Origin of the sequence: Occallatibacter sp. (assembly GCF_049582745.1) — a bacterium.
GTDB lineage: Bacteria > Acidobacteriota > Terriglobia > Terriglobales > Acidobacteriaceae > Telmatobacter.
Genome location: NZ_JBAUUO010000006.1, coordinates 1 through 4,040, shown reverse-complemented (window position 1 = coordinate 4,040; position 4,040 = coordinate 1). Strand labels below are relative to the sequence as shown.

The 4,040-nt window shown below is 57.4% G+C and carries 4 protein-coding genes; 2 read left to right on the top strand and 2 right to left on the bottom strand.

Features of this window, described 5'->3' with window-relative positions; all coding sequences use genetic code 11:
- Positions 1-248 precede the first annotated feature (248 nt).
- Both WCA10_RS00720 and WCA10_RS00715 read left to right on the top strand, forming a co-directional pair.
- Positions 249-596, top strand: coding sequence for a methyltransferase (locus tag WCA10_RS00720; protein ID WP_472820559.1), 348 nt, complete (start codon positions 249-251; stop codon positions 594-596).
- 127 nt (positions 597-723) lie between these two features.
- Positions 724-1,116, top strand: coding sequence for a hypothetical protein (locus WCA10_RS00715; protein WP_472820558.1), 393 nt, complete (start codon positions 724-726; stop codon positions 1,114-1,116).
- Positions 1,117-1,391: 275 nt separating this feature from the next.
- Here WCA10_RS00715 and WCA10_RS00710 read toward each other — a convergent pair whose 3' ends face one another.
- A complete protein-coding gene (locus WCA10_RS00710; protein WP_472820557.1) occupies positions 1,392-2,690 on the bottom strand; it encodes an ABC transporter permease in 1,299 nt (432 codons plus the stop codon).
- Positions 2,687-3,634, bottom strand: a complete 948-nt coding sequence (locus tag WCA10_RS00705) for an ABC transporter ATP-binding protein (protein ID WP_472820556.1) — start codon at positions 3,632-3,634, stop codon at positions 2,687-2,689. Before WCA10_RS00705 ends, WCA10_RS00710 begins: the two co-directional genes overlap by 4 nt.
- Positions 3,635-4,040: the final 406 nt, after the last annotated feature.

The following is a 4,040-nucleotide window of genomic DNA, read 5'->3' as shown; positions in this document are numbered from 1 at the left end:
AGTGATTTTTGCGCTGGCCATGGGCGTTCTCGGCGGCCTGCTACCCGCTGTGCGTGCAGCGCTGCGTCCCGTCGCCGTCTCCCTGCGCGAGTTGTAGGAAATCTCTCACAAAAGCGCAGAGCCCGGGCCACCACGCTTGCAGATCTGGCTCGACAATCTGTTGGGGTTATGATTGGAGATCTTAGCATTTCTGCCGAAACACACAAGCTTGCTGAGCAGGTAAACGCGTTCGGACGAATGGTGCGGTAATCCACAATGCAGGCATCTACCGCGTACCGGGCGCGGTCATTCCGCAGAAAGGCAGTTTGCTGATCATTGAATTTGTCCTGCCTCCGATCGTCTCGCATGCAGATCCACAACTGGAAGGCCACCTGATGAGCGACCTCAACATGCTTGCTGTCACCGGCGGCAAAGAGCGAAGTGAGCGCGAATGGAGAACGCTTCTTGAGGCAGCGGGCTTCGTCCTGACTGGGGTATACCCGGTTGGAGGCGACAATCTGATGGTTCGAAATGTCGGGATACTCGAAGCAAAACCGGCTCAGGTGTGGTTCAGAACATCTGCGAATTTCAAGAAAACTTCATGCATCCAGTCATGAAGTCTTCAGAGTCCGCAAGACCTTGGCAAAATCGTGGCCGTCGGGCGGGTGACTGGCAAAAGCCACACTAGTGTTTTACAGAGCCACTTATGCAAGTATCATCCGGGCGCATTAGAGGAACTTCTGTATGAATTGGATGCGACTCATTGCAATCACTCTCGGTGCCGGTGTCGTCTCGTCACTTACGGACTGGATTTTCGCCGGCGATTGGATTCACAAGCGCTTCACCTATCCCGAGATATGGCGTCAAGGTGCCGAAGGCAGGGCGATTGCGTTGACGAGTCCGCTCCCATTTCTGACCTGCGGTGTCTTTGCGTATGTTGCCGCAAGGCTAGGGATTCACTCTGTACCGGCTGCGCTAGGATTTGCCGGTGCCGTGTGGATGATAGGTCCATTACCGCTCATCCTCACCAATGCTGCATTTATGAAGCTGCATCGCGTGTTTGTTGCATTCTACGCAACCGGTTGGCTTATCAAGCTCTCTGTTGTTGGCATCGCGGTAGGATGGCTCCTTCATTGACCGCGATCCTGGTGCCACGTTAGTTTAGCGGGTTCCGGGCGGATCACCGGCGACACGAAAACTCAGAACCTTGGTTGCGCGGAAGAAACCACTGATGCGCGACGGCTCCCAATTCACCGGCATGCAGCCCGAGCCACTCATCGACTCTGATTAACTTGAACCCTCGGGTCCAGGTCAACTTGTGGGCCCAATAGACAGAACCCGGTTATCTAGCAACTTCTGCATGGATGGTCACTCGCTCGGAACCGAACAATTGGTCCCTGCGCCCGTTTCCCTTACGCGAATTCCCACCGACGAGCGATGCGGCGAGCAATAAGAAAGAGCGTCGTCCCAATCCCGAGGAGTACCGCGACCTGTGGCCAAAGCGATGAGACCGGCAAGTCGCGCCAAAAGACTTTGGTAAATCCGTCAATGGCCCACCCGTTGATGGTAAACAGGCCGGCGGTTTGCATCGCAGGCGGCATCAGGAAGCGCGGGAACATGCTGCCGCCAACCGCCGACATGGTGAGAATGAGCAGCGTTGAAACTGCGCCGAGTTGCGCTCGCGTGTGGCACATGCTGGCCAGCAGCATTCCAAATGAAGCCGCCGCAAATGCCGTGCACAATCCCATCACCACAAACCCGGGAATGTGCTCGAAGAAGTCCAGGTGGAAGACCGCCCAGGCCCAGAGGAACATCACGACAAGTTGCGTAAAGGCCAGCATCGTATTGAAGACCAGCTTGCCGCCTAGCAGCGTCGTCATGGTTACCTGCGAGCTCAGCACGCGATCCAGCGTGCCCGATTCGGCTTCATCAAGCAACGCACCCGCTGAGCCGCTCGCCGTGAAGAGCAAAAACATCACGCCGATCGCCGCAGCATAAAACGAAATCATTGGGCTGCGCTTGTTCTCGCCTACAACGGCGCGCGACTGCACCGAAATGATTCCGCCTGACGCAGAATCCCCGGAACCGGTACTGCTCCTATCTGGTTCGCTCTTCGCCGGCGCGTCCGCATACTTCCGCAGTTGCGCCATGTTTTCATCCATGCGCTTCTGCTGTTCAGGCGTGAACCCGCCAATGTATTTGCCCGTGTACTTAGCTCCCTGCTCGGCCATCGTGCTGGGCATAGCCGTCATCGCAGCCTTTTGCAGTAGCCCGCTCACCACTTGTGGCGCAATCATGTCGCTGGAGTCGTTGAGCAGTTGTATCTGTGATCCGCTCTGAGCCGGACCGAACGATACAGGATGCTCCCCAAATCCGTGCGGAATGATGAGGGCAACCGGAAAGTCGCCAGCCTTGACCGCGGCCTCTGCCGTGGCGGCGGTGTAGGTTTGCGCTGGCTTATCTTTCGACTCCGACTGCGTGCTCACAACGAGCGAGGTTTCACGCTTGAGCGCCTGCACCAGCTGGCGAGAGGCGGTGCTCTGATCGTCATCAACCACGATCAATTTCACTTGGGGTGTGGAACTGTGCTGTCCGCCAAAGACCGCAGCAAAGATGCTGAAAAAGGCAATGGGCAGTAGAAAACTGAGTGCGAGCGAAGGCCGATCGCGGCGCAATGCGGCAATAGCGGTACGAACAATGGCAAAGATCAATCGCGCAGCCCCCTTCCTGTCAGGTGCAAAAACACAGACTCTAAATTTGGTCGGCGCAGCGAAACATCCGCCAACTCAAGCCCGTCCTTTTCGGCATCCGCAAGCAGCCCCGCGATTTCAGTGGAGTTCTCAATCGTGAAATGCGCGGTGCGCTCGGCCATATGGCCGCCACGGCGCTCAACCCACGCGGCAATCTCATGTGAGTTCCCAACAAACCGCGCTGTCACCTGGCTTCGCGATGCAAAGGCGTTGTGCACCAGTTGCTCGTTTGTCCCGAGTGCGATGATGCGTCCGTGGTCGATGATGGCGATACGATCGCAGAGCCGCTCCGCTTCCTCCATGTAGTGGGTTGTGTAGATGATCGAGGTTCCACCGGCACGCAGCGCCTCAATCATTTCAAAAATGCGATTGCGCGACTGCGGATCGACGCCAACGGTCGGCTCATCCATCAGCACCATGCGCGGCCGATGAATGATGCCAGCCGCCATGTTGAGCCTGCGCTTCATACCGCCGGAAAGATTCTTCGCCAGCTCGCCAGCTTTGTCTTGCAGTGCAGCCCAGTCGAGACACCAAGCCACAGACTCCGCCAACTTGCCGCCTGAGAGGCCGTGATAGCGTCCAAACGACATCAGGTTCTCTTTGCAACTCAGCCGCGGGTAGACAGCCAGTTCCTGCGGCACCCATCCCAAGGCCTCACGCGCCGCGGCGGAACTCGCCGGATTGCCAAAGATCGCAATACTGCCGGCATCGGGAATGACACGCCCCACGATACCGCGAAGGACGGTGCTTTTCCCAGCACCGTTGGGCCCAAGCAGGCCCAGGCACTCGCCTGCGCGCAGCTCGAGCGACACGCCTGAGACAGCCTTCACGGTGCCGAAGCTCTTGACGAGGTCATCCACTTTGAGAGGAAGTGTTGATGCTGGAGAGGCCAAGGCAGATGCCATCAATTCCCCACTGATTCTACGAAGGCCATCCTACACCAGCGCGGGAATGGGGATGACAAGTAGAGCCGGGCTTGTCCGAGGGATTACCTGGAATGCGGCATGTTCATGGTGAAACTGATTGTGTAAGGGTTTAGACAGACGATCGACACTTTGCCATCGAGGAGGCTCCAGGCGGATGGCGCGCAATCTGGACAGAACCCTAGGGAAGGCACTATGTCCGAGTTGCCGGTAAATCCATCGGAAACTCATCAAAGTTGGCCCTGATCCACGCACTTCCCAGCACTAGAGCATTTTCATAATTACTGTACTCCGTAACCGCAGTGCCGGAAGAAAGCCTGCGCGTTTTGGGGAGTGATGGCGTCGATGGCCCGCGCGATGGCTGGTTCCAGCTGATCGAGCGCGCGGG